Below are 19,446 nucleotides of genomic sequence, written 5' to 3' on the forward strand. Positions count from 1 at the left end.
CGCTCATCGTTGTAGAACAAATCCATGAGGCGGTTCATCAGGTCGGTGCGCTCGTAATAGATCCCGAACTTCTTGAATGGATAAGCCAATCCTTTCACGAGGTACTCCGGAGCTGCCGCGATTGCGGAGAGCACCGTGTCTTCCTCATCCCGTTCCTCTTGCGGCTTCTCCTTTCGAAACCGCTCTTCTGGAGACCGCGCTTCTTGAGACTGCTCCTGTTTCTTGCCTTCTGCCTGAAATGCGTTCGGCTGCGAAGCGTGCGTCTGCGTGACCTGTGCGGAAGTACAGCCATTGATCGCACACAGGACGCTGAGGAGAAGCGCGGAAAGTATTCTTGCCATTTGTCTAAGAAGCTCCCATAGCCGGTTCCGCAATCTTTACGATCGCATGTCGATCGGCATCGCCAGGCCGTTGAGCCGGCTTCCAGTCAGAATGAGCAGCTGAACGTCATCCCCAACCCACCCCTGGCGTCCGGAACATAAGGGAGCACGGTCAACCGCCGATTCTCGTCCTTATGGCGCCAGCTCAGGACCTTCCCGATCACAAAACCCAAGACGGCACCCGCGACGACATCCGAGGCAAAGTGCTCATTGAGATACACCCGTGAGACGCTGATGAACGCTGCCGTGCCATAGGCGATCAACGGGATCGGTTGCTCGTAGCGATCGGCAAATACGCTCGCCACGGCAAATGCCCTCGCGGCATGACTCGAGGGAAAGGATCGATCGAATTCATGAAACGGATCGAATGAGTGCGTGCCACGCCCCTCGTTCGGCCGCTCCCGCCCTACCGCAAACTTGGTCACGCCTGGCGCCCGGACGGAGATCTGGTTCGCCGTGGGCGAGTGCTCGCTGGGGTCGATCCTGGTGGCCAAGAGCGAGCGCGGGATTTGCGCCCTTTTTCTGGGCGACGATCCGGACGCGCTGGCGCGCGAGTTACAAGACCAGTTTCCTCGAGCCACTCTCATCGGAGGTGATGTCGACTTCGACCAGCTCGTCGCGAAAATCGTCGGCTTCGTCGAAGCGCCGTCGCTCGGTCTCGATCTGCCGTTGGATGTGCGGGGCACGGCGTTCCAGGGGCGAGTGTGGCAAACATTGCGAAGGATTCCTGCGGGCCTGAGGATGAGCTACCGCGAGATCGCCGAGCATCTGGCGCGCAAGTATCTCTGGAAACTTATCGTGTCCGGCTGGCACCGGGGTATGGGTCGTGACTAGCCGTTCAATGGGTCTTTCGGTACTTGCGGAAACAATCGCTCTTACTGCCCCGCGAGCGCCTGACAGGGCCTGTCGCCTCTTGCGCCAGATTTCGCCGCCCGGATGATGCCGATCGCCTCACGGTCGTCTCACTCCCCTCTACTCTTCCTCTGGATGCAGACACCGACAACCTGCTGTTCCCACTTCAATGTTCGTCTCTGTCTCCGATTACTGGAAAGTTGTGTCCTATTCAGAACCCGCTGGAGCATCGACGAAACGGGGTCAAGTGATACCGGTGTCCGATTTGCTTGACGGATGATCATCGGACCGACTCGCGAGATTTGTCTGGAACTCCGAGGATTGCGTAAACATGACGCCGATCACACCGGCCATCATTTGCACGACTCCAAGCACAACGAGTGCGATACGACTTCCCAGATGATCAGCTGCCCAGCTGAAGGCCGTCATGCCAGCCATGGCGGAGACCATCGTGATGGTGCCGAAGATCGTCAACGCTCTTGCACGAGTCTCCTGAGGAGCTGTTACCTGAATAAAGGCCGTGATCATCGGCATGACAAGAGCCGTTCCGGCACCGATGACGATCACGAGACCAAGCGCCGCCACCAAGCTGTCAACCGCTGCGAGCCCCACAATGGCCAACCCTTCAATCACCGGCCCCGCCGATATCAGCAACAAATGATCGATGAGTGTTCGCCGAGCGCTCGACATTAACAGCACTGACATGAATATCATGCCGAGGCCAAGGGCCGACCATATCACCCCAAGGAACATCGGCCCTCCAGAAAGAATGTTCTTGGTGATGATGGGAAGGAGAAAGATGAAGCCTGTCGATGCGAGAGTGAAGAGGGCGCCTAACAGGGCAACTCGAAAAATGATTCGTTGCTCAACAAACACAAGCCGGAATCCAGCTGCCAGTTCATTGATCCATCCACCGGATGTTCCACTCCGGATCGGGCTCGGTGCTTCTGAGTTTACGCGTATCGGCATCTTACAGAAAGCGGCGAGCAGAAAGGTGGCGGCATTGGCGTACAGGACGTACCCCACACCAAGGAAGGCAACTGTGGCGCCGCTGATCGCGGGTCCGCACAACAAGCCGAGCGTTGCCGTGCTTTGTATTGCCGCATTTGCAGCGGTCAGGCGCGAAGCTTGTACCAGAGAGGGAATGGTCGAGTTCAAGGCCGGCCCATACGGCATTGCAGCAAGGGCGATCAGAAAAACAAATGTGTACAATGTGGGTAAGGTCAGCATACCGAGAATAGAGAGGGTCGCGAGCCACGCCAATAGTGCACCACGCGCGAGATCCAGTGAGATCATCACGCGAAGTTTCCAGTCGGCGGACAGACGATCGAGATACACACCGATAACTGGGCCGAGGACCAAGGGCGGGATGGTCTGAAGGACACCAATGAACGTCATTTTAACAGCAGAACCAGTGAGATCGTACACGAACCACAGGATCGCCGGCCTATTGAGGCCGTCCCCGAGTTGGGAAATTAGCTCCCCAGTCCAAAGCCACCGCACATTTCTCTTCGAGCTCAGCTGCTCACTGACCTCAAGAGTTCCCTGTGTCCGCTCATCATCCCGGAGGCCCTGAAAAGTCGCGCGCAGCAAGCTCACGAGGGACATAGCTTTACCCAAGAGAGTTAGGAAGCAAGACCTACTATTCCGGCATAACCGGGGTATCTATGAAAAGGATTCTCTCGCTTTGGCGCACGACCTCGAGCGCATAGGAGGCCTTCTCTGAAAGGTCCTTCTACGTTTCGCTTCAACTTCAATCCGTCGTGGCCTGCTGCCATGCCGATCCGCAAGGTCGTGCCTCCTACTACTCCCTCACACTGCCTTCCGCAACAAGACCTCGATTGACCATGCCGTCACTCTGTAGTGAAGGGATGGAACGGTTTGTTCTTCTCCCGGGCTGCGAAAGTCCTCCGGGCTCGGGAGACTCGTATCGATCACTTGCCGCCAGTCCGTTGGCTGACCTTCCTGGATCGTGAAGGTAAGATCGTCCCAATTACGCCCGTAACGGCTTTATCTGCCCACGCGTCACTGACGCCGGAGTGTTCGAGTGAGGTCTTCATCAAGAGCGCTCAAGATAAGTCGAAGAGCCTCATTCCAACCCGACACGAGTGCCTCGGGCGTCTGTTCCATAATGTCCACTTCTTTCCGATACTCTCGATGCCACAGAACTTCTCCTTGAGCGGACGCCTCATGGAGGAAGAAGAATTGGACGGCCAGAACAGCCTTTGCAGGGGTTGCGCGATAATCTCCATACAGCACCGTCAGGATCCCCTCGAGCCTATGCGTGGCGGGCAATGGCCCTGACGAATCCATGACATACTGAAACAGGCCGGCCCTTGTCAGCCAGTTCACGACTTGTTGAGTGATCATGGCATTGGGCGGGACAAACCACTCGTTGTAAAAGTCTCCTTCGTACCGCGCATCGTTCGCGCGATACACCAACTCCTTTCCTTCAAAAGCCGGCGAGACTCGAAATTTTCGAACCTTCAGGACGGTTCCAGGAATGGAGGCCCGTGTCTCGCCTGAATGTACCGCCTCCAGAGCATAGGAGTGTTTCTCCGGATAGCTCCTGCCGAGATTCACGCAACCGCCGAGTATGAGCAGGACAAGGCAGATGCCGATGAAATCCGGCACGGCTATCCCAGATGGGTTATCGCTTTGTCGCCCCCGCCCGAGGCGGAGGTTCGCCCAAGAACACTTGAGCGGGATATCGTTTCGCATTGTCGGTTATTTCCCGAAGGTTCTCTGACATGACTCGCAGATTCTCCACTGTGTCCTCGATATCTTGACTCTTATTCGACATAAGCCTGTCCATTCGCTGCACCGTACGCTCCAACCGGGCGAACGCGCCGGGGAATTGTTCGGATGCGGTCTTGATGTGTTTCGATGCCTCTGACAAATCGGCGATGAGCTGTCTCGTTCCTTGCACCGTGCCGGCCGCGTCGGAAACCATGGCTCTGATTTCAGGGCGCTCCACAAGCCGACGAGTTTGTCCCGCCAGCTCTTGAAACTCGGCCAGCACTCGTCCCGTCTGGCTACTCAATGCCTGCGCATTTGTGTCTTGAACCAATTTCGTCACTGCAAGCACAAGGCTATCGAGATTTCTGGTTATTGTGTGGATGTCGGCCTTTTCCAGATCTCTGGCAATGGTATGGAGAGCGGCGCCCAATACACTCACCGTGCTTGGAGCGGAAGGCAGGTACGCAGCTTGAGGTTTCCACGGCACGTCTAATGCCGGATACTGCTGCGCGTCCAGGTAATCCGCTTCCAGGTACACCACTCCTGTCACGCCCTGTGAAGCCAGCCTGACCCGAAGCCCAGCCGTAATCCTGCCGCCACGCTCCGCTTCTTTTTCTTCCTGCGTGAGATGGGGTGCCAGATCAGCAGCAGATCCACGGACAAGAATATAGCGCCCATAGCGCAGCAAGTCTTCTTTGCCGAGTTCTTCTCCATAGATATCGCCCACGAAACCGATCGCGTCCACCGTTCCGACCTGTACGCCGCGATACTTGATCGGCGATCCGACCGCGAGGCCCTGGACGGACTCGTCGAAATAGCTTTCCCAATACATCACCTTCTTGAACCACTTCCCTCCACTCAGCGCGACGATCGCGATGATGAGTGTGACCAATCCGAGCACGATAAAGACGCCGATCTTATGATAGTTGGCCTTGGCGCTCATTGCTCTCCACCTGCGCCTTTTCCGGCGGTCTCGGCCGGTACACCAGGATTGAGAAATTGACGCACCCAGGGATTGACGGCATGTTCGCGTAACTCCTGAGGCCGTCCTGTCGCCACGATCTTTTTGACCTCCTTGTCCAACATGATCACCCGATCGGCGATGGTGTCAATGCTCGACAGCTCATGTGTGACGATGACGAACGTGATCGCGAGATTGCGGGCGAGGTCGAGAATCAGTCGGTCGAGTTCTGCCGAGGTAATCGGGTCGAGTCCCGCAGAGGGCTCATCCAGAAAGAGAATGTGCGGGTCAAGCGCCATGGCACGCGCGATGGCCGCACGTTTCTGCATGCCGCCGCTGAGTTCGGAGGGCATATAATCCAGGAACGTTTCCAGCCCTACCAATTTGAGTTTCATGCGAGCGATCAGATCCATGGCATCCGACGGAAGGGCCGTGTATTCTTCCAGGGGCAGCCGGACATTTTCCAACAGGGTCATGGAACCGAACAGCGCACCCATCTGATACGTGACCCCAATGCTCTTGAGAATACCGGTGCGCTCATCTCCCTCGGCCGTCACGATGTCCTTCCCGCCGATGAAGATATGTCCGGCCGCGGGCTGGTAGAGGCCGATCATGTGCTTCAGCAAGGTGCTTTTTCCACTGCCGGATCCACCGAGGATGGCAAAGACTTCGCCACGATAGATCTCAAAAGAAATGTCGTCGATCACCACTGACCCATCGTAGGCGGCGGTGAAGTGTTGCACTTGAATAATCGGCCTGTTTTCTATCGGCAGCATGACGCGCAACGGTTACAAGCCTAAGGCATGGAACACCACTGCAAAGAGGCCATCCACAATAGCAATGAGCACGATGCCGCTGACGACCGCGCTGGTGGTCGATTGGCCGACCGCACTGGCGCCTGTCTTCGTCTCCAAACCCCGCAGGCAGCCGACCGCGGCTACCACAATACCGTAGACGAATGATTTCAGCAGTCCACCCATGAGGTCCCCCACTGTCACGGCTGACAGGACTTGGTTCACATACGTGACGAGCGGATACCCCAGCGACCGCATCACGATCGCTCCTCCCATCAAACCGAACAGGTTTGCGAACACCGTCAAGACCGGGATCATCGCCACCGCTGCTATGACACGTGGTAAAACGAGAAATCGGACCGGCTCAAGTCCCATCGTACGCAGCGCGTCAATTTCTTCTCTGACTTTCATGGTTCCCAGTTCTGCGGCAAACGCCGAACCGGACCGGCCGGCCAGGATAATGGCAGTGATCAAAGGCCCCATCTCGCGGAGCATCGCTATTCCCAGGAGATCGGCGACGAAAATGTCCGCCCCAAACCGGCGCATCGGAATGGCGGACTGAAACGCCAAGATTAGGCCGAGCAGCACCCCGATCAGCGCAATGATCGGGAGCGCATCGACTCCGGACCGTTCCGCCGCAAGCCAGGCATCTTGCCATCGCACAAGACGGGGCCGGCGAGCAGCACGGAGCAACGTCAGCGCCAGTTCTCCGACGAAAGTTAGAAGGGCCTGAAGATCCCGCCACAGTTCGACCGCCGCTTTTCCAACCTGCTCAATGATCGACAGCGGCTCACGGCGGCGTCCCGGTGGACGATTTATTGAGATATCCCCATAGATATCCAGAAGGCGCCGGAATTCCTCCTGCAGCCCTTGAATTGTCGCATCACCGCCGGTGCGGATCTGCAACTGCTGAAGGTCGATCAGGAACGCAACCCCAGCGCCGTCACAGTAACTCACCCCCGACGCATCGATCACAAGCCGGCGTGGTTTCCCTTGCGTCAGCATCTGTTGGCCTCGCTGCCACCACTTCCCGGTCGTGTCCGAATCCCACCGTCCCGTCATGATGAGCGTGAGCGTGCCGCCGTCGCTCGAGCGACGCGCATCCAGCGAATTGAGAGACCCCTCTGCTGCTGGTGTTCCCTCCACCATATCCTTCGTGTTCCGTTCCCCTTGCCACTCACGTCGGTGAGTCAAGATTGAACAGGCGCGTGCTGCTGCCCCCGAACTCGTACACCTCGTTCTTGATTCCCAGTTTGATCGGCGCCGCGCCGCCATTGTGTCCGCGCACGGTGAGCGCATCGCGCGTGAGTCGTAGATCGAGCGAATGTCCGCGATAGCGAAGGTGCATGTCGAGGCGTTCCACTTCCAGAGGCAATTTCGGGTTGAGACGGAGAACGTCTGCCGTGACTTCGATCCCCATCGTTCCGCGCTGCACGAGATCGACCGTTCCCGCCATGGCGCCGAGATGGACGCCCTCCGCGGTGGTGCCCTGCTGAATATCGTTCACATCGCTCTGGAGCGCTTCCGCGAAGTAGCGAGTCGCCCGCGGCCGGTCGGAACGCGCCAGCACCCAGGCATGGACCACGCGGGACAGCGTCGATCCGTGGGACGAGCGGGAGTCGTAGTAGGCGACGTGTCTCGGAATCGTTGCCGGGTCGAACGGATAGCCCAGGCGCTCAAACAGTTCGCCGAGCTCTTCGGAGGAAAACAGATAAAACAACATCAGGGTATCCGCCTGTTTCGATGCCTTGTAGCGGTTGGCGCTGTCGTTCTCCGCCTCGAGAATCAGTTCGAGGCGGCCGATGTTGCCGTACCGCATGCGATAATTCTCCCAATCCAACTCGGCGAGCTTTTCGTAGCCTTCGAACTGACTGATGATTCCGTCGTCATGAAACGGCACATACATCCTGCGGCTGATCTCGTCCCAGCGGACGATCTCTTCCTCCGACAATCCCAGCCGCGCCATGAGCGCCTCGCGACGCATGTCTGGGAGCAAGTCGAGCACCTCCAGCGCCCGCCACAGCACCCATACGGCCATGATGTTGGTATAGGCGTTGTTCTTCAGGCCGGGCGCCGGTGAGTCGGGATATCCCTCGTGAAACTCGTCTGGTCCCATGACGCCGTGAATCTCATAACGTCCTCGCTGATCGTTGAAATGAGCGATGCTGGACCAGAACCGCGCGATCTCGAGAATCAGTTCGGCGCCGTGAAACCGCAAAAACTCGATGTCGTGAGTGACTTGAAAGTACTGCCAGACGTTATAGGCGACGGCGCTCCCCACGTGGCGCTGCAAGTACGAGTTATCCGGCACCCAGCGTTGCGAGCGCGGGTTCAGATTGAGTTCCTGCGTTTCTTCCTGTCCGTCGCTCCCGCTTTGCCAAGGGAACATGGCTCCCTGTAACCCCGCGCGCCTGGCCGCGGCGCGCGCCTCACCCAGACGCCGGTAACGATAGAGCAGAAGAGACCGGGTGATCTCAGGCATTCGATAATTGAGAAACGGGAAGATAAACAGTTCATCCCAAAAGATGTGGCCCTGATAGGCCTCGCCGGTCCAGCCGCGCGCCGGCACGCCGATATCGAGGCCGATCGAATGGGGCGAGACCGCCTGCAGCAGATGAAACATGTTCAACCGAAGAAGCATCGGGACGTTCAGTTTGAACGGAGCGTCGACCGGCAGCATCTGCACGTCGAAGTAACGCCACACATGTTTCCAGGCGAGGGCATGCTCCGCCATGATGGCGTCGAAACGACCCGCGCCCGCGATCGCCTTACGAGCCGCCGATCCGCACTCGGAAATAGCGTGATCACGCGAGGTATAGAACGAGACAAGCTTTTCAAGCTTCACTGTTTCGCCCTGCCTCAGTTCGAGGTCGAATTCCTGTCCGATGTAGCCCGGTTCGTTGATGACCCGACGCGGGCCGTTCAATGAGTTGCCGCCGACGAACGCTTGCGTTCGCGCCGTCTGCGCAATCTGAATATGGGATTGGCAGGTGCGGACGAGCAACGAGACGCTGTCTTCGCCGACTACCTCGCCTGCCGGCGACTCCAGATGTTGATTGTTGAATTTGCGATAGAGCCTGGCGCCCGCATTGACGACACGTCCATCGATGGCCGAACGCACCGTGACACGCGCGGACCAGTTTTCGGCGATGAGCGCCAGTTCGAGCGCGCCCAGATGCATGTCGCTGATCGAGACCAGACGTCGCTCCTTGAGCGTCACGCGCCGCCCCTGGCCATCCTCGAAACGTATAGTGCGGAGCAGCATGCCGAGGCGAAGGTCAAGCTCCTGGCGATATGAAAGGATTGTGACAGTTCTCACGTCGAACCAGTCCCCGTCGGCGATGCGAAACTCGAGCGCAAGCCAATTGGGAAGGTTCACGAGGTCCTCGTTCTCGACCACCCGACCGGCAATGTCAGTGCGCAGTCGGTTGTAGCCGCCGGCGAGGTAGGCGCCGGGATAGTGGATCCCGTCCGCCCGCGCCCACGTTACCGCCCCGCGCGTCGAGAAATAGCCGTTGCCGAGCGTGCACAATGCTTCGCGGGTTCCCTCGCTCGCCGGGTCGAACCCTTCGTACACCAGTGACCACTCAGAAGGTGACTCCGTCGTCACTTGGACCTGCGCGAGACTGGTCACCACCACATCGGCGCCCGCCTCGCGCAGCGCCTGAGATTGCCCGCTGCGATCAATTCCGATGACCAACCCGAATCGACCGGCACGCCCCGCCTCGACGCCGGCGAGAGCGTCTTCGACGACGACGGCCCGCGAGGGGTCGGCCCTGACGCGCCGCGCCGCTTCCAGAAACCCATCGGGCGCCGGCTTGCCGTTGAGGGCCAGCCTGGTTATGTCCATTCCGTCCACCCGGGCGTCGAAGAGGCCCGATATCCCCGCGGCCTCCAACACTGCCGCGCAATTGTTGCTGGAGGATACGACGGCCGTCTTGACCTTCTGAGTGCGAAGTGTTTCGACGAGCGCGATTGCGGCCTCATAAGGCTCGACGCCGTGCTGCTCCAGCTGTTGCAGAAAATAGTGGTCCTTCATGTTGCCCAACGCATGCGCGGTCTGCATGCCGGGGGCGTCGTCGGGCGCGCCGGAAGGCAGGGCAATGCCGCGCGAGTCAAGAAACGAGGCCACGCCGTCGTACCGGGGCTTGCCGTCGACGTAGCGCCGGTAGTCGCTCTCGATGTCGAAGGGGATGAACGCTTCGCCTGTGGCTGCGGCCCGCTGTTCGAGAAACCCGTCGAACAGTCTTTTCCACGCCGCTGCATGCACGCTCGCGGTTTTGGTCAGCACGCCGTCGAGATCGAACAAAACGGCGTCGTAATCACGAGGAGACAACGTGACAATGGGAACCGTCTTTTTCATTGGAGATCGTACCTCAGATGCCGCATCGGATTATGACAACGCCCGTTTGAAGGCAGCTCCCAGCTTTTTCAGGCCCCGTATGAATGTCCTTGTCAAGATTGATACGTATGGCCAGGCGGCCGCCTCCTGCGCCAGCGAGCGCCAGGAGCAAGGCATACAAATCGGCCCCATCTCCGTGAATCTCCTGAGCGCCAAGTCGTGCCGCCAACTCCGTTTGACGGACTCCTAGGAGACAGGACATGGTGTCACTCTCCAAATGTCCCGTGCATATTCCGCAATCGTACGGTCGCTGGAAAACTTGCCCGAGCCGGCGACATTCAAAATAGCTTTGTTCGCCCAGCCCTGCGAATCAGCGTAGAGGCGCCCCAGTCTTTCCTGCGTCTCGCTGTACGACTTGAGGTCCGCCAGGTGCATGTAATAATCGCCGTGCGTCAGCAGCGCCTCGCGAATCGGATTGAAAGCTCCCGGCTCATGGCGGCTGAAGTGGTCAGAAAAGATCAGGTCCAGCGCCCGACGCGTCTCCGGCTCGTTCTCATAGTGCCACTGCGGGTTGTACCAGCCACGGCTATCGGCGACCTCTTCGGCGCTGAGACCGAACAGAAAGAGATTCTCTTCCCCGGCTGCCTCAGCCATCTCGATCGTCGCGCCGTCGCGTGTGCCGATCGTCAGCGCACCGTTCATCATGAACTTCATGTTACCCGTCCCGCTGGCTTCATAGCCGGCCGTCGAGATCTGTTCGGACACATCGCTGGCCGGAATCAGACGCTCGGCCACCGAGACACAATAATCCGGCACAAACACGACTCTCAGATGCCTGCCCACGGCGGGATCTCCCTTGATGGTGCCGGCCAGATTGTTGATGAACTTGATGATGAGCTTAGCGAGCGCGTAGGCCGGCGCCGCCTTGCCGGCGAAGAAGAATGTGCGCGCTGCGAACTCGGGGTGTGGATTCTCGCGCAGACGATTGTAGAGCACCACGATGTGCAGGACGTTGAGCAGTTGCCGCTTATATTCGTGAATGCGTTTGATCTGGCTGTCGAAGATCGTGTCGGGGTCTACCACCTCACCGGTTGTCGCCTTGAACCACTCCACGAACCGCATCTTGGCTTCCCGTTTCGCCTTGCGAAAGCCGTCCTGAAACCCCTTGTCCCCGGCGAGCGGCTTCAATTTGGCCAATTGGCTGAGGTCGGTAATCCAGCCATCACCGATCGCATCCGTAATAAGTTGTGACAATCCGGGATTGCAGAGCAGCAACCACCGGCGGGGTGTGACACCGTTGGTCTTGTTGTTGAAACGTGTCGGAAGTATCTCGGCGAGATCCGGCACAACCCGCGTCCGCAATAGCTTGGAATGAATGGCGCTGACACCGTTCGTGCTGTGTGAGCCGACGATGGCGAGATTGGCCATGCGAACCTTCCGGTCTGTGCCGTCCTCGATGAGACTGACACGGCCGAAGCGTGAACGGTCGTTGGGGAACTGTGTCCCTAGCAAGTCGAGAAAACGCCGATTGATCTCGCACATAATCTCCGCCAATCGCGGGAGCAAGGTCTCAAACCATCTGAGCGGCCATTTCTCCAATGCTTCAGGCAAGAGGGTATGGTTCGTGTACGCGAGCGAGCGCTGCGTCAGGTCCCAGGCTTGCTCCCAGCCGAGGTGCGCCTCATCGAGCAGGATCCGCATGAGCTCGGGCACGGCCATCGCCGGGTGCGTATCGTTCAGTTGGATCGCGATCTTTTCTGGCAATGCGCTCCAGTCGTTGTTCGTATGCCGGAAGCGGCGGACAAGATCGGCGAGCGAGCAGGCGACGAGGAAATATTCCTGCAGGAAGCGCAGCCCCTGTCCCATGGACGTCGAATCATCGGGATAGAGTACCCGCGTGAGCGATTCGGCGGTAAGCGTTTCTGCTAACGCCCCCGCGAAGTCGCCACGGCTGAATTGTTGAAAGTCAAAGTAGTCCGGACTGGCGGCGGCCCAGAGACGAAGCGTATTGATCGTCTTCCCTCCGTAGCCGATCACCGGCCGGTCGAACGGGATGCCGAGGAGAATCGACGGTCGGCCGATGATAGGATACAATTCCCCCGCGCGGAGTTCGAATGAACAGTTGAGCTTCACTTCAACCGCTTCCTCCAATCGTGCCACTTCCCAGGGATCAGGACGCCGCAGCCAATTGTCGGGCTGCTCGAATTGCCAGCCGTCCTTGATTGTTTGCTTGAACATGCCGTATTCGTAGCGGAGACCGTAACCCATACCCGGAATCTCAAGCGTTGCCATAGAGTCCAGAAAGCAGGCCGCCAGACGGCCAAGGCCGCCATTTCCGAGCCCGGCATCCGACTCCATCTCGACCAAGGTCGGATCCACATGGCTCTTCTTCTTCATGATTTCGAGCGAGATCTCCGCCAGTTGCGCATTGACGATATTGTTGGCCAGTGAACGCCCCAAAAGGAACTCCATGGAGAGGTAGTAGACCCGCTTCGGATTCTCTCGCTCGTAGGTCTTCTCCGTCAGGAGCCAGCGCTGCGAAATGACGTCTCGAATGGACCGTGCCACCGCCTCAAACTGCTCGCGCGGGGTGGCCTTCTCGGGAACAATGACATTGTCGAACACAAGATGCCGGTCGTAGAGTGCATCGTCTGTCCCATAGAACTGGACCGGCCCGCATCCATATTGTTCATGAAGCTCGTTGAGGCGCTCGTTCATAAGACCTCCGTCGAAGAACTCAAGAGTGAAGGTCGTCCAGGGAAAAAGTGTCTCACTTGGCGTCACTTGCTCTCAGCGCGAACAAGACCACCACTGACCGGGGTTGTGTCAGATAGCTGTCACCCGGAACGAACGGCGCATCGGGCCCGTCACAGATGTCATCCGGCGAGTCCAGACAGGTGTCGATCAGGCGACGCCAGCCCTGCTCTGACTTCGCCGCGCCCGGCAGTTCGAATGCCAGGGGCTCCCAGTAGGCATTCACGATGACATGGACGAGGAACCGCCCGTCAAGAGTGCCGGCCGTCAAGGCCAGGCTGTGGGATTCGTCGTTCCAGTCCGGCCGATTGAGCACGATTCCATGCCAGTCGATCCTTGCCCGGCAAAGGATCTCATTCAGAGTCAGACTGCTCTCCCCTCGCGCCAGTGGACTCCTCAAGCGCAACAAGAGGAGGAACCTCACGAAGCGATGAATGTCGGCATGCTTTCCGAGTCTCGTCCAGTCGAACCAACTGATGTCATTGTCCTGGCAATAGGCGTTGTTGTTCCCGCGCTGTGTATGCCGGACTTCGTCGCCCATAAGCAAGATCGGCGCGCCGACGGACAGAAGCGTCAACGCCAGGAAGTTTTTCACCTGCCGGTTGCGCAAGCGCTCGATGGACGGGTCGTCGGTCGGACCTTCCACTCCGCAATTCCAGCTCAGGTTGAAGTCGGTCCCGTCCCGGTTGTCCTCTCCGTTCGCTTCATTGTGTTTGTGGTTGTAGGAGACCAAGTCGTTGAGCGTGAATCCGTCGTGGCAGGTCACAAAATTGAGGCTCTGCTCCGGTTCTCGCTCCTTGTGCCCATAGAGGTCAGGACTGCCTAACAATCGTCTGGCCACCCGCCTCACCGTGCCGTTGTCTCCCTTCATGAAGCTGCGGACGTCATCCCTGAATTGGCCGTTCCACTCTTTCCAACTGTCTCCAATAAACGAGCCAACCTGGTACAGGCCCGCCGCGTCCCAGGCCTCCGCGATCAGCTTCGTTCCGGCTAGGCACGGATCCGATTCGATGTCCCACAGGATGGGGGGATTCTTCAACGGCCGGCCATCCTCGTCGCGGGAGAGGATCGAGGCCAAATCGAAGCGAAAGCCGTCTACGTGCATCGACTCCACCCAGTAGCGCAGGCTGTCGAGGATCAACCGGCGGACAATCGGTTGATTCGCGTTCAAGGTGTTCCCGGTGCCGGTATAGTCGGCATAGCGTGACCGGTTCTCCTCCAGCACGTAATACGCCGCGTTTTCCAGGCCGCGATAGCAGAGCGTCGGGCCTGCGTGGTCTCCTTCCGCCGTATGGTTGAACACGACATCGAGGATGATCTCGATGCCCGCCCGATGAAGCGCCTTGACCATGTCGCGAAACTCGTCCATCGGGCCCAAGTGATCTTTGCGGGAACTATACCCGTGGTGCGGCACGAAGAATGAGATGGGGCTGTAGCCCCAGTAATTGACGAGACCCCTCGGAGCGTCCTGTTCGTCGAACTGGAACAGGGGCAGCAACTCCACTGCGGTGACGCCGAGATCCTGCAGGTACGGAATCTTGTCGATCAATCCTCGATACGTACCGCGCGTTTCGTGAGAGAGCCCGGAACTGGGATGGCGGGTAAACCCGCGCACGTGCAACTCATAGATCACAGTCTTGGCAAACGGCCGTTTCAGCGGGATATCTCCCTCCCAGTCATATCTGGTGGGATCGACGACTATGCTCTTCATCGCAGTTGCGCAATTGTCACCCGGTACGGACGCGTTGACGCGGCTGTAGCAGGCCGGCATAGCCAGCGCCTTCCCGTATGGGTCAAGCAACAGCTTGCGTGAGTCAAACCGCAATCCATGTTGCGGCTCGGAAGGTCCGAACGCCCGATAGCCATAGATCTGGCCGGCCTGAATACCGGGCACGAAGATATGCCAATAGTGGTATGTCCGGTTCCACCGGGGATTGAGGGCCATCACTGTCGCTGGCTTTGCATCGTCCGTGTGATCGAACAGCAGCAGTTCCACAAGGGTGCTGTTCTTTGAGAACAGGCTGAAATTGACCCCGTCGGGGCAGACCGTCGAGCCGAGAGGAAAACTTTCACCCTGTTGGATCACCCGTTTCTGCTCCATTTCCAATCACGCACCTCAGGCATATCGTCGCCGTGCGTTGCGATGTACTGTTTGTGTTCAAGCAGCTTCTCGCGGATCGCCTGTTTGGCGTAGGCCGCCCGTGACCCGAGCTGCGGCAGCCGATCGATCACATCCCCGACTAGATGGAACCGGTCGAGGTCGTTCATCACGACCATATCGAACGGGGTCGAGGTCGTCCCTTCTTCCTTGTAGCCGCGCACGTGCAAATGCGGGTGATTGGTCCGCCGATAGGTCAGTCGGTGAATCAGCCACGGGTATCCATGGAAGGCGAAGATGATCGGTTTGTCGGTCGTGAAGAGCGCATCGAATTCTTTGTCGCTCAATCCATGGGGATGCTCCTTTGGCGGCTGGAGTTTCATGAGGTTCACCACATTGATGACGCGAATTTTCAGTTGCGGCAGATGGCGGCGGAGCAGGTCTGTTGCGGCCAGTGTTTCGAGCGTCGGCACGTCACCGCAACAGGCCATCACCACGTCGGGCTCGCTTCCCCTGTCGTTGCTGGCCCATTCCCAGATCCCGAGGCCGGCGGAGCAATGTTTGACGGCGGCGTCCATCGTGAGCCACTGCGGAGCCGGTTGCTTCCCCGCGACGACCACGTTGACGTAGTTGCGGCTGCGGAGGCAGTGATCGGTGACCGACAACAGGCAGTTGGCGTCGGGGGGGAAATAGACCCGGATAACCTCCGCCTTCTTGTTGACGACATGGTCGATGAACCCGGGGTCCTGGTGACTGAATCCATTGTGATCCTGCCGCCAAACATGGGAAGACAACAGATAATTGAGCGAAGCAATCGGCCGCCGCCATGGAATGTGGTTGCAGACCTTCAGCCACTTGGCATGTTGATTGAACATCGAATCCACGATGTGAATGAAGGCTTCGTAGCAGGAGAAGAACCCGTGCCGGCCGGTCAGGAGGTACCCCTCCAGCCATCCCTGGCACTGGTGTTCGCTCAAGATCTCCATCACCCGACCATCCGGCGCCAGGTGGTCGTCGTAGGGATAGCGATCCGCCATCCAGGTGCGGTTGGTGACCTCCAAGACGTCTTGCCAGCGGTTCGAGTTGTTCTCGTCCGGGCTGAAGAGGCGGAAGTTTCGACCTTCCATATTCAACTTCATCGTGTCCCGCAGGAATTTCCCCATGAGGCGGGTGGACTCGGCCACGATCGCACCCGGTTTTGTCACCTTCACGGCATAGTCACGAAAATCCGGCAGACATAAGTCCCTGAGCAGCAGTCCTCCGTTCGCGTGCGGATTTGCGCTCATCCGCCGCGTTCCCTTGGGAGCCAGTTCGCTGAGTTCGGGCTTGAGTCGTCCGGTCTTGTCGAACAGTTCCTTCGGCTTGTAACTCTTCATCCATTTTTCGAGGGTCTTGATGTGCGATGGTTTGTCCATGTCCCCCATCGGGACTTGGTGAGAACGCCAGTAATCCTCGGTCCGCTTGCCGTCGATCTGTTTCGGACCGGTCCAGCCTTTCGGCGTCCGGAGCACGATCATGGGCCAGAGCGGACGTGCGTGGGCGCCCCCTCGGCGCGCGCGGGCCTTGATGCGCCGAATGTCCTCCAGAACGGCGTCGAGCGCGGCGGCCATGAGCTGATGCATCGTCCTGGGATCACGCCCTTCGACGAAATAGGGGGTGTAGCCGTACCCGCGAAACAGGTGATCCAGTTCGTCGTGACTGATACGGGCCAGCACGGTGGGATTCGCGATCTTGTATCCGTTTAGATGGAGAATGGGAAGGACGACCCCGTCGGTGACCGGATTCAGAAACTTGTTGGAATGCCAACTCGTCGCGAGCGGACCGGTTTCCGCTTCACCGTCGCCCACCACGGCGGCGACGATCAAATCCGGATTGTCGAACGCGGCCCCATACGCATGCGAGAGGGAGTAACCCAGCTCGCCGCCCTCGTGAATGGAGCCGGGGGTTTCCGGCGCGACGTGACTCGGAATTCCACCGGGGAACGAGAACTGGGTGAACAGCCGCTTCATGCCGTCCTCATCCTGTGAGATGTTCGGGTACACCTCGCTATATGTCCCTTCAAGGTAGGCGTTGGCCACCAGCCCCGGTCCGCCATGTCCTGGGCCGGCGATATAGATGACGTTCAGGTCCTGTTCCTTGATGAGGCGGTTGAGATGCACATAGATGAGGTTCAGACCCGGGGTCGTGCCCCAATGACCCAGCAACCGCGGTTTGATGTGCGTGCGCTTCAGCGGCTGTTTCAGCAACGGATTGTCGTACAGGTAAATCTGACCGACGGAGAGATAATTGGCCGCGCGCCAGTACGCGTCTATCTTCCGCAGCATCTCAGGGCTCAGTGGACTTTGCGACGCTCTGCTCATAGGCTTGACTCCTTCCCCTCTTTCTTCCCCTCTGGCTTATTGAGAGAGAGACCGCAGATACGCGAGCACTTCACGGGCCTCCTCATCGGAAAGGACGTACTTCCACCTTCCCATCGCCGTATTCCGTCGCCCCTCATGAATGGTCCTGAGCAAGGCGGCGTCAAGTTTTTCCTGAACCGCGGGGGAGGTCAGGTCGGCCGGTGGTGGATTGAACAGACGATAGCCATCCCCCTTGCCTCCCTGGCCATGACACACCATACAGTGCTCCTCGAACAGCCGCTTTCCTTTGGAGGCACCGCCTTCGGCAGCCCACAGGCCGCATCCCTGGACTGCCCCAATGAGTATGAGGAGGATAAACAGCGCACGAGCCAACGCATTCATGTCTTATTCCATTTCGCCGATCGTCCGTGATATCGGCAATCGTTTTCTCTCATACATGTTCGCTTATTTGGACGAGCGGCTCTCGATCACAGCTGCAGGTAGAACCCAAATCCCACCGTCTCGACTTTCTGCGCGAAGAACTGCCCATAGGGATTGAAGCCGTGATAGTAATTCACCAGGAAGCGGAAGCGGCGACTCGATCCCTGTCTCGACCACTCGATCCCGCCGACGACATTGGCATTGATCACCCAGTTCAACTCCTCGAATGACTTGAAGTCCGCCCCGAGCACCGGCGTGACGAGAAACCCTGCCAGCGCCCGTCCAAGGATCGGTGATGGAATGGTGGGGCCGCGCAACTCGACTCCCCACTGCACGCGATTCCGGTCGAGCGAGGCCGGTTCGCGATGGACCAAATACCCTCCGCCCGCGTACAACCTCCCCCACCGGTAGTCGTAGGAAACCAGCGCTTCCAGTTCTTCAAAACTCAGATTCAACCGGTTGAACCCCGGCCGACCCAGCAGGAACTCATCGCCGAGGTGACTGCTTTGGTGATAGAGACGGACTCTCGTCGACCAGCCCCCGGATCGCCAGGACAGGGGAACGCCCACGACATAGTCGGTGTTGATGAGATCCGACGAGGGCGCGCTCAGGTCGAATTGGGAAAACACCCCGGCGAGAAGACCGACTTGCCATCCGTTACAACCCTCTCGCCTCGTATAGAACCCGAAGTTTTCCCCGAACCCCACTGACCCGATATTGGCATGGGTCCCATCCGTCCGCGCGCGGGCAGCCAGGTAGCTGGCAAAGAACTGCGGTTGTTTCGGATCGGCCATCAAGGGTCGAAAGACGTCGTCTGTGGGAAATGCCGCGCCGGTCACGCCTTCGGTCGCATACTCATAACGGCAATCGACGGCTTGCCCGGCCGGCGGTTCGTCCGCGAGAACCGGCCCCGCCGTGGCCACCGCCAGCGCCAGTATCCCCACAGCCCATCGTCCTTGTCTCATGTTCGAAACACCTCGCATCGCGCGACTCATTGGAACTGGCGCCCAAAGCGCCACATGTCGAAGCCGAACAACGAACCGCCCAGGAACCGCCCAGCAGCGCCATGGCAGGTATGAAGTCCCACAAGGTATGTCGAGGCCACCTCTCCCTCAACTCTGCGAGGCAAGGCTCGCCCGAAAGCGCAGCAGAGCGCCGACAAAAAACGCCGTTCCTATACCCATAATGGCGGTCAACTGTGGCCACACCACGTCCACACCGGCGCCCCGGTACAGGATCGCCTGCGCCAAAGCCGTAAAATGCGTGGTCGGCGCGGCCAGCATGATGTTCTGCACGATCTCCGGCATGCTCTCGCGTGGCGTGATCCCGCCGGACAACATTTGCAACGGCAGGACCACGAGAATCATCAGCAATCCGAACTGCGGCATGGAGCGGGCGACCGTGGCCAGGAGAATGCCCATCGAGGTCGTGGAAAACAGGTGGAGCATGGCGCCGAACAGGAACAAGGGGACGGAACCGACGATGGGAACGCCCAAAGCCCCTTGCACGACAAACCGCAAGGACAGCGCGGCACAGACGAGCACGACGAGGCCGTTCGCCCACACCTTGGCCGCCATGACCTCAAAAGGGATGAGGGGCATGACCAGCAGATGCTCGAGTGTGCCGTGTTCACGCTCACGAATCAGGGCGGCGCCGGTCAGGATGATCGACAGCATGGTGACCTGGCTGATGATCTCCATCACGCCGCCGAACCAGATGCCGTTCAGGTTGGGATTGAACTTCACA

General features: G+C 58.9%; 15 protein-coding genes. 1 reads left to right on the forward strand and 14 read right to left on the reverse strand.

All coding sequences use genetic code 11. From position 1 onward, the window contains the following. Together KF814_18555 and KF814_18560 are read right to left on the reverse strand one after the other, a co-directional pair. Window positions 1-341, reverse strand: a 341-nt coding sequence (locus KF814_18555) for a hypothetical protein (GenBank protein ID MBX3238154.1), incomplete at its 3' end; no start/stop codon positions are given. Window positions 342-427: 86 nt separating this feature from the next. Continuing rightward, a complete protein-coding gene (locus KF814_18560) occupies window positions 428-805 on the reverse strand; it encodes a phosphatase PAP2 family protein (GenBank protein ID MBX3238155.1) in 378 nt (125 codons plus the stop codon). Between KF814_18560 and KF814_18565 the strand changes: the two genes are divergently transcribed. Further along, a complete protein-coding gene (locus KF814_18565; protein MBX3238156.1) occupies window positions 756-1,214 on the forward strand; it encodes an MGMT family protein in 459 nt (152 codons plus the stop codon). The genes KF814_18560 and KF814_18565 overlap by 50 nt on opposite strands. 261 nt (window positions 1,215-1,475) lie before the next feature. Here the strand turns inward: KF814_18565 and KF814_18570 are convergent, their stop codons facing one another. The 12 genes from KF814_18570 to KF814_18625 form a co-directional block, all read right to left on the reverse strand. Next, a complete protein-coding gene (locus KF814_18570; protein MBX3238157.1) occupies window positions 1,476-2,840 on the reverse strand; it encodes an MFS transporter in 1,365 nt (454 codons plus the stop codon). A 417-nt stretch (window positions 2,841-3,257) separates the two neighbouring features. Next, entirely contained in the window at window positions 3,258-3,866 is a 609-nt protein-coding gene (locus KF814_18575; GenBank protein ID MBX3238158.1) for a membrane integrity-associated transporter subunit PqiC, read from the reverse strand. Between the two features lie 16 nt (window positions 3,867-3,882). Beyond that, entirely contained in the window at window positions 3,883-4,914 is a 1,032-nt protein-coding gene (locus KF814_18580; GenBank protein ID MBX3238159.1) for an MCE family protein, read from the reverse strand. Then, window positions 4,911-5,708, reverse strand: coding sequence for an ATP-binding cassette domain-containing protein (locus tag KF814_18585; GenBank protein ID MBX3238160.1), 798 nt, complete (start codon window positions 5,706-5,708; stop codon window positions 4,911-4,913). The genes KF814_18580 and KF814_18585 overlap by 4 nt, the downstream gene beginning before the upstream one ends. A gap of 12 nt (window positions 5,709-5,720) precedes the next feature. Further along, window positions 5,721-6,875, reverse strand: coding sequence for an MlaE family lipid ABC transporter permease subunit (locus KF814_18590; protein ID MBX3238161.1), 1,155 nt, complete (start codon window positions 6,873-6,875; stop codon window positions 5,721-5,723). A gap of 28 nt (window positions 6,876-6,903) precedes the next feature. Then, window positions 6,904-10,089 carry a beta-phosphoglucomutase family hydrolase gene (locus tag KF814_18595; protein MBX3238162.1) on the reverse strand — a complete coding sequence of 1,062 codons (3,186 nt, stop codon included), beginning with the start codon at window positions 10,087-10,089 and terminating at the stop codon, window positions 6,904-6,906. Between the two features lie 225 nt (window positions 10,090-10,314). After that, window positions 10,315-12,786 (reverse strand): glycogen/starch/alpha-glucan phosphorylase, encoded by a 2,472-nt coding sequence (locus KF814_18600; protein ID MBX3238163.1) that lies wholly within the window; start codon window positions 12,784-12,786, stop codon window positions 10,315-10,317. A gap of 52 nt (window positions 12,787-12,838) precedes the next feature. Then, window positions 12,839-14,923, reverse strand: coding sequence for a glycogen debranching protein GlgX (glgX, locus tag KF814_18605; GenBank protein ID MBX3238164.1), 2,085 nt, complete (start codon window positions 14,921-14,923; stop codon window positions 12,839-12,841). After that, window positions 14,905-17,280: a phosphoketolase family protein gene (locus KF814_18610; protein ID MBX3238165.1), complete on the reverse strand. Its 2,376-nt coding sequence runs from the start codon at window positions 17,278-17,280 to the stop codon at window positions 14,905-14,907. Before KF814_18610 ends, glgX begins: the two co-directional genes overlap by 19 nt. 36 nt (window positions 17,281-17,316) lie before the next feature. Beyond that, complete coding sequence (locus KF814_18615) at window positions 17,317-17,661, reverse strand: cytochrome c (GenBank protein ID MBX3238166.1); 345 nt, start codon at window positions 17,659-17,661, stop codon at window positions 17,317-17,319. An 86-nt stretch (window positions 17,662-17,747) separates the two neighbouring features. Then, window positions 17,748-18,665 carry a DUF1207 domain-containing protein gene (locus KF814_18620; protein ID MBX3238167.1) on the reverse strand — a complete coding sequence of 306 codons (918 nt, stop codon included), beginning with the start codon at window positions 18,663-18,665 and terminating at the stop codon, window positions 17,748-17,750. Window positions 18,666-18,812: 147 nt separating this feature from the next. Then, the coding region (locus KF814_18625; GenBank protein ID MBX3238168.1) for an ABC transporter permease at window positions 18,813-19,446 on the reverse strand (634 nt) is incomplete at its 5' end.

It is taken from the genome of Nitrospiraceae bacterium (assembly GCA_019637075.1).
GTDB lineage: Bacteria > Nitrospirota > Nitrospiria > Nitrospirales > Nitrospiraceae > JAHBWI01.